Origin of the sequence: Streptomyces sp. CB03238 (assembly GCF_002099185.1) — a bacterium.
Lineage (GTDB): Bacteria > Actinomycetota > Actinomycetes > Streptomycetales > Streptomycetaceae > Streptomyces.
Genome location: NZ_NBCN01000033.1, coordinates 1 through 6833 on the forward strand (window position 1 = coordinate 1; position 6833 = coordinate 6833).

General features: G+C 74.0%; 6 protein-coding genes. 3 read left to right on the forward strand and 3 right to left on the reverse strand.

What is annotated here, in order from left to right:
- Positions 1 to 788 precede the first annotated feature (788 nt).
- The 3 genes from BKD26_RS35435 (at position 789) to BKD26_RS35445 (ending at position 3959) form a co-directional block, all read left to right on the forward strand.
- A complete protein-coding gene (locus BKD26_RS35435; RefSeq protein WP_179166829.1) occupies positions 789 to 1634 on the forward strand; it encodes a GNAT family N-acetyltransferase in 846 nt (281 codons plus the stop codon).
- Between the two features lie 22 nt (positions 1635 to 1656).
- Positions 1657 to 2196: a GNAT family N-acetyltransferase gene (locus BKD26_RS35440; RefSeq protein WP_084906783.1), complete on the forward strand. Its 540-nt coding sequence runs from the start codon at positions 1657 to 1659 to the stop codon at positions 2194 to 2196.
- Between the two features lie 68 nt (positions 2197 to 2264).
- Positions 2265 to 3959 (forward strand): proline--tRNA ligase, encoded by a 1695-nt coding sequence (locus tag BKD26_RS35445; RefSeq protein WP_084906784.1) that lies wholly within the window; start codon positions 2265 to 2267, stop codon positions 3957 to 3959.
- A 407-nt stretch (positions 3960 to 4366) separates the two neighbouring features.
- On the opposite strand, the gene BKD26_RS35450 is transcribed toward BKD26_RS35445, so the two are convergent.
- From BKD26_RS35450 to BKD26_RS35460, 3 genes are all read right to left on the reverse strand, one after another.
- Complete coding sequence (locus BKD26_RS35450; protein ID WP_084906785.1) at positions 4367 to 5311, reverse strand: slipin family protein; 945 nt, start codon at positions 5309 to 5311, stop codon at positions 4367 to 4369.
- An 81-nt stretch (positions 5312 to 5392) separates the two neighbouring features.
- Entirely contained in the window at positions 5393 to 6286 is an 894-nt protein-coding gene (locus tag BKD26_RS35455) for an aminoglycoside phosphotransferase family protein (protein WP_084906786.1), read from the reverse strand.
- Positions 6287 to 6317: 31 nt separating this feature from the next.
- Positions 6318 to 6740, reverse strand: a complete 423-nt coding sequence (locus BKD26_RS35460) for a DUF4439 domain-containing protein (protein WP_084906787.1) — start codon at positions 6738 to 6740, stop codon at positions 6318 to 6320.
- Between the last annotated feature and the right edge of the window lie 93 nt (positions 6741 to 6833).

Sequence of the window (6833 nt, forward strand, 5' to 3'; positions counted from 1 at the left end):
CATCGAAGAGGCGATGAAGATCGCCGAGCAGATGGAGAAGGACGGCGTCATGTCCGGCGAACCGGAAGTCTCCGTGAGCTGACCCGCCCCGCCCCCGCGCCCCGCTGCCTCTTCGGCACCGGGGCGCGCGTCGTTTCCCGCCCGCGCCCCGCACCTCCGGTCCGCAACGTTGTGGGCAGTCGTTCCGCATGGCGGAACGGGTGGGCATAACGGAACTGGGCGGCGCCCCTTCTCGGTGCCCCACCGGGCGGTGCGCTTTATCGGTCCCCCCGGGCGGTGCCCGAGCGGCGGCTTCCCCCGGTGGGTGGGGGGCGGGGCCCCTCCGGGCTCACCTCCTCGAGGCCGGCGGCCTTGCGTCGCTTGCAGGGAGCCCTTTCGGAGCCGCCAACCTCTGCGGGGGCGACCCTGCACGGCCCCGCCCCGGCCGGACGCCGGGTGCGAATCGAGGGTGGGGGGCATGGGCCCGGCAGGGTCGGGCGCCGGGAGGTGGGCGTCCCCCAACGACTCCCCACAACGGGGGTGCCGACCCGGACTGAGGGACCACAACCGGGGCTGGCGTCCCGGGGCGAGGGCCCGCAACGGGTGGTGGCCCGGGGGCGAAGGGCCTGCAACGGGGGTGGGCGCCCCGAGCGATTGCCGACGGGGTGGCCGCCCCGGGGGTGCGGGGCCGCAACGGGGCCCCGGGGGCACGTCCCCGCGCGGGGGCCGCGCACCCGCGTCCTGCCGCTTCACCCGCACCGGCAGGTACAGTGCCAGGACCCGTATGGAACGCATGGTGAGGCCCCCTCGTGTTGACGCAGACCACCACCCGGGTCCTCGAGCCCAGCGACCTCGGCGCCGCGCTCGCCGTCCTCGAGAGCGAGCCCGTCGCCAACGCGTTCGTCACCTCCCGCGTGCAGGTCGCCGGGCTGGACCCCTGGCGCCTCGGCGGCGAGATGTGGGGCTGGTACGCGGACGGGCGGCTGCGCTCGCTCTGCTACTCCGGCGCCAACCTCGTCCCCATCTGCGCCACGCCAGAGGCCGTCCGCGCCTTCGCCGACCGCGCCCGCCGGGCCGGCCGCCGCTGCTCGTCGATCGTCGGCCCGGTCGAGCCCACCGCCCAGCTGTGGCGGCTCCTCGAACCGGGCTGGGGCCCCGCCCGGGACGTCCGCGCGCACCAGCCGCTGATGGTCACCGACCGGCCGTCCCCGGACGTGGAGCCCGATCCGTACGTCCGCCGCATCCGCAAGGACGAGATGGACGTGATCATGCCGGCGTGCGTGGCCATGTTCACCGAGGAGGTCGGCATCTCGCCCATGGCGGGCGACGGCGGCCTGCTCTACCAGGCCCGCGTCGCCGAGCTCGTCGGTACGGGCCGCTCCTTCGCCCGCATCGAGGACGGCAAGGTCGTCTTCAAGGCCGAGATCGGCGCCGCCACCCCCCAGGCCTGCCAGATCCAGGGCGTCTGGGTCGCCCCCGAGTACCGGGGCCGGGGCCTGTCCGAGACCGGCATGGCCGCCGTCCTGCGCTACGCCCTCGCCGACGTCGCGCCGGTCGTCTCGCTGTACGTCAACGACTACAACCTCCCCGCCAGGGCCGCGTACCGACGTGTCGGATTCCAGGAGGTCGGCGCCTTCATGAGCGTGCTCTTCTGAGGCACTTGTAAGGTTCGGTCGCATGGATGACGTCGTGGTCCGACCGGTCGATCTCGCCGCGCGCGTGGACGACGCCCTCGCCGTGCAGGCCCTCGCCTTCGGGCTGACCGAGGACGAGGTCGCCGTACGTCGCCACATCGTCATGCGCCACCTGCTCAGCCCGGGCGCGTGCGCCTACGGCGCGACCACACCGACCGGGCGGCTCGTCGGCTTCGTGTACGGGATGCCCAACGACCGTACGCACTGGTGGTCCACGGTGGTCCAGCCCTACCTCGTCCGCGAGGGCAACGACGCCTGGCTCGACGACTCCTTCGTCATCACCGAGCTCCACGTCCACCCCGCCTTCCAGGGCCGGGGCATCGGGCGTGAGCTGATCACCACCATCACGGACGCCGCCGAGCAGCCGCGCTCGATCCTCTCCGCCATCGACGTCGAGAACCCGGCCCGGTTCCTCTACCGCGCCCTGGGCTACCGGGACCTGGCCCGCCGGGTCCACTTCCCCAGTGCCGCGAAACCGTACGCGGTGATGGGCGCGCCGCTGCCCCTGCTGCGGCCGAACTGATTTCCTTCGGCGCCCGCCCCGGAGCTAACCTCCTAGCCATCACACTTTTCACCGCAGGAGAGTTCCCCATGGCCCAGGTCCAGCGCATGTCCCGGTTGATGGTCAAGACACTGCGCGACGACCCGGCGGACGCCGAGACGCTCAGCCACAAGCTGCTCGTCCGCGCCGGTTACGTACGCCGCAACGCCGCGGGCATCTGGTCCTGGCTGCCGCTGGGCATGAAGGTCCTGGAGAACGTCTCGCGCGTGGTGCGCGAGGAGATGGACGCGATCGGCGCGCAGGAGGTCCTGCTGCCCGCGCTGCTGCCCAAGGAGCCGTACGAGGCGACGGGCCGCTGGGAGGAGTACGGCGCCGAGCTGTTCCGCCTCAAGGACCGCAAGGGCGGCGACTACCTGCTCGGCCCGACCCACGAGGAGATCTTCACCCAGCTGGTCAAGGACCAGTGCACGTCCTACAAGGACCTGCCGGTGATCCTCTACCAGATCCAGACGAAGTACCGCGACGAGGCCCGTCCCCGTTCCGGCATCCTGCGCGGCCGTGAGTTCCAGATGAAGGACTCGTACTCCTTCGACACCACCGACGAGGGCCTGGCCGAGTCGTACGCGCTGCACCGCGAGGCGTACATCAAGATCTTCGACCGGCTCGGCCTCCGGCACAAGATCGTCTCGGCTGTCTCGGGCGCCATGGGCGGCTCGGCGTCGGAGGAGTTCCTGGCCCCGGCCGCGGCGGGCGAGGACACCTTCGTGTACTGCCCGAACTGCGACTACGCGGCCAACACGGAGGCCGTCACGTTCACGCGGCAGCCGGAGGGCCCCGCCGCGCACGGCCCGCTGGAGGAGCTGGACACCCCCGACACGCCGACCATCGAGACGCTCGCCGCGCACCTGGACGTCCCCGCCTCCGCGACCCTGAAGAACCTCCTGGTCAAGGTCGACGGCGAGATCGTCGCGGTGGGCGTGCCCGGCGACCGTGAGGTCGACCTCGGCAAGCTGGAGGACCACCTGGCCCCGGCCACCGTCGAGGTCGTCACCGCCGAGGACTTCACCGGCCGCCCCGACCTCGTCCGCGGTTACGTCGGCCCCCAGGGCCTGGACAAGGTCCGCTACATCGCCGACCCGCGCATCGCCCCCGGCACCGCCTGGATCACCGGCGCCAACAAGCCGGACACGCACGCGAAGAACGTCGTCGCGGGCCGCGACTTCGAGGTCGACGAGTACCTGGACGTCGTCGTGGTCGAGGACGGCGACCCGTGCCCCGAGTGCGGCACCGGCCTCAAGCTGGACCGCGCCATCGAGATCGGCCACATCTTCCAGCTCGGCCGCAAGTACGCCGACGCCTTCCAGCTCGACGTCCTCGGCCAGAACGGCAAGCCCGTCCGCGTCACCATGGGCTCGTACGGCATCGGCGTCTCCCGCGCGGTCGCGGCCCTGGCCGAGCAGCACGCGGACGAGCAGGGCCTGTGCTGGCCCCGCGAGATCGCCCCGGCCGACGTCCACGTCGTCGCGGCCGGCAAGGCGCTCCAGACGGAGCTCGCGCTCGACGTCGCCGGCAAGCTCGGCGACGCGGGCCTCCGGGTGCTGGTCGACGACCGGGCCGGGGTGTCGCCGGGCGTGAAGTTCACGGACGCGGAGCTCATCGGCGTACCGAAGATCCTCGTCGCGGGCCGCCGCTCCGGCGAGGGCGTCGTGGAGCTGAAGGACCGCCGCACCGGCGAGCGCGAGGAGCTCACGGTCGACGAGGCGATCGCCCGCCTCAGCGCGTAACGCCCCGCCCCGGGGCCTCGGCCTGCTCACGCTCGTCCACGCGCGGCGCCGCGCGTGGTTACGGCCGGGGCGCCCGGCCCGGCAGGGCGCCGGGCCGTGGCCGGCCGCCGCGTGTGGGACCCCGGGTGCGTTCCGGGCGGCGCCGCGCGCGTGGTTACGGCCGGGGGGCCTGAGGCCCCGGCGCGGCCGCCGGACCGTGGCCGGTCACCGCCCGCGTGCCTCCCGGCGCGCCGCCGCGCGTGTGCTCACGCCGCGGTGGCCAGGCCCGGAGCCTTGGAGTCGTCCGCGCCGCTCCGGCCGAAGTGCCCGGAAGCCGGGCGCGCCGTCTGGCCGCGCCGCTCCGGCCGAGGCGCACCGAAAGCCGGGCGCACCGCCGGGCCGGGGCTCGGCGGTCGGCGCCCGGGGTGTCAGATGCAGCCCGCCGTGCCGGCGTCGTCGTCACGTACGTGGTCACGTACGTGGGGGGCCGGCGCCGGTTCGTGCAGGGGTGGCTCGGGGGCCGGCTGCGACGCGCGGAAGGTGTCGAGCGGGTCGTGCAGGTGCGGGTCGTGCACGTGCAGGGCGGTCGGCTGCTGCCCCGTCGGGGGCGGGTTCTGCGCGGCCCGCTCAAGGAAGCGCAGCAGCTCCACCGGGAACGGCAGCACCAGCGTCGAGTTCTTCTCGGCGGCGACGGCCACGATGGTCTGCAGCAGCCGCAACTGGAGGGCGGAGGGCGTCTCCGACATCACTCCCGCCGCCTCCGCCAGCTTCTTCGACGCCTGCAGCTCCGCGTCCGCGTTGATGACCCGGGCCCGCCGCTCGCGGTCGGCCTCGGCCTGGCGGGCCATGGAACGCTTCATCGTCTCCGGCAGCGAGACGTCCTTGATCTCGACCCGGTCGATGGTCACACCCCACTCGACGGCCGGGTTGTCGATCATCAGCTCCAGCCCCTGGTTGAGCTTCTCCCGGTTGGAGAGCAGGTCGTCCAGGTCGCTCTTGCCGATGATCGAACGCAGCGAGGTCTGCGCGATCTGCGAGACCGCGAACCGGTAGTCCTCGACCCGGATGATCGCGGCGGCCGCGTCCACGACCTTGAAGTACACGACCGCGTCCACCCGGACCGTGACGTTGTCGCGCGTGATGCCCTCCTGGGCGGGCACCGGCATGGTCACGATCTGCATGTTGACCTTGTGCAGCCGGTCGATGAACGGGACCACGAGCGTGAAGCCCGGCGCCCGGATGCCGTGCCGGAGCCGGCCGAACCGCAGGACGACGCCCCTCTCGTACTGCTTGATGACCCTGGCGGCGGCTGACAGGTACAGCGCGCCTGCGGAGCCCGTCGCCGCGGCCGCCGTGAGCAGTTCCTCGACCATGACAACCCCCTGCCATAGGAGCCAAGTGGGTTACGGGTGCGTTATGCCCAATATCGCACCTGTGGGGCCGTCTGGGGAGTTCTAGAGCCAGCTCGCGAATTCCAGCAGCAGCTCGCCGTCCTGCCGCCGCCCCGCCGCCAGCGCCCGCGTCCCCGACTCCACGGCCCGGAACAGGGTCCAGCCGCGCAGCCGCTCACGGTCCACGTCGAGGGAGTCGGCCAGCTTGTTCACCCGGCGGCGCCCGGACGTCGGGCCGGAGGCGGCCGCGACCAGGTCCTCGACCCGGTCGCGGACCAGCCGGGCCAGGTCGTACGCGCGTTCGCCCACCAGTGGGTCCGGGCCGACGGCCAGCCAGGGCGCCCGGTCACCGGCCAGCACCTTGCCCTGGCGGAAGTTGCCGTGCAGGAGCAGCTCCTCGGGGGCGTCCGCGACCAGCTCGTCCCGCGCGCCGAGCGCCGCGGACACCAGCTCGGCCGTCTCCGCGTCCTTCACCGCCCGCATCGCCTCCGCCTGCCGCGCGGTGCGCTCGGCGACCGACTCGAAGCCGTGGCTCTCCGGCGGGGCCACCCACAGGCGCCGCACCGTGCCGGCGGCCTCCAGCAGCGCCTTGGCCTCCGGCAGGGAGCGCAGGCTCACCTCCGCGTGCAGCCGCTCCAGCAGCAGGTCCGGCCCGGAGTCGTCCAGCGCCCGCACCGCGCCCCAGCCGTTCCAGTGGGCGAGCGCCGCCCGCTCCCGGTCCGGCGCGGCGAACGGCGGCGCCACCTTCAGCGCGGCCGGGGTGCCGTCCGGCAGCCGTACGAGGACGACGAGGCTGCTGCGGCCGCCCGGCGCGATCACCCGTTCGACGTCCAGGTGCCGCAGGTCCACCGCCTGCCGGGCGAGCTCCGGAAGCCGGGCGAGCCAGTCGCCCGCGGCCGCGTCGCCGTACGTCTCGCCGAGAGCCCGCACCAGTCGCTGCGGCGGTTCAAAACCCATGCGTGCGTTGTTCCCTCTCGAAAGCCAGGGCTCACAGTCGCTCGGCGAGCCCAGGAAAGGCTACGCCGCTGCCCCGCCACCGCACGGCCCGCACCGCGGCCTCCCGCAGCGCGCTCGCCGCCTCGCGCCGCAGCGGCCCCTCCGCGGCCCGTACGAGGTCGGAGTAGACGCCCGCGACCCGGTCCTCCAGCTCGGCGGCCAGCCGTACGGCCGCGGCCGCGTCCGGCACCGGGAACGGCAGCGCGTACGCGGCGGCGGACGCGGCGGGCTTCCCGCCCAGGTCGCGCACCGTCCGCGCCAGCGCGTCCCGCCGGGCCCGGTGGGCGGCGTACGCGGCGGTCGCCTCCGCCCGCCGTCCGTCGCCGACCCGGCCGCCGACGACCCCGTACCCGTACACCGCCGCGTGCTCGGCGGCGAGCGCCGCCTGCGCGGCCTCCAGGGCGGCCTCGCTCATGACGGGATCCCTTCACTGGTCAGCAGGTACGCGTGCGCGGCCCCCGCGGCCGCGACGGACGCCAGCAGCCGGGCGTACTCGGGCGGAGCGGTG